Source organism: Lysinibacillus parviboronicapiens, from assembly GCF_003049575.1.
Classification (GTDB): domain Bacteria; phylum Bacillota; class Bacilli; order Bacillales_A; family Planococcaceae; genus Lysinibacillus; species Lysinibacillus parviboronicapiens.
The window spans coordinates 1-272 of the sequence record NZ_PYWI01000113.1 but is presented as its reverse complement, the minus strand read 5'-3'; the positions used below and the strand labels follow the sequence as shown (position 1 = coordinate 272).

Below are 272 nucleotides of genomic sequence, written 5' to 3'. Positions count from 1 at the left end.
CCTAATAAGCAGTCCATAGGAGAGCTGTTAGAACATATTGCTATTATTTGTGAAGCGGATTCGCTTATTTCGGACGGGGCATCTCAAGACAAGATGAACAAATTTTATTCAAGTGTTTCATATAAAAGTCTAAATGAGATTAAAGAAGCATTGATAAAAAATCATCAATTTTTAGAAGATAAATTTATGAATTTCACAGAAGTCGAACTTCAAGAGGAAGTTACTTCTTATTGGGGTGTTACATACTCACGATATGAATGGTTGTTAGAGAT

At 32.7% G+C, this 272-nt stretch carries 1 pseudogene; it reads left to right on the top strand.

From position 1 onward, the window contains the following. Window positions 1-272, top strand: a pseudogene (locus tag C9J35_RS23900) (DinB family protein); the annotation flags it as partial.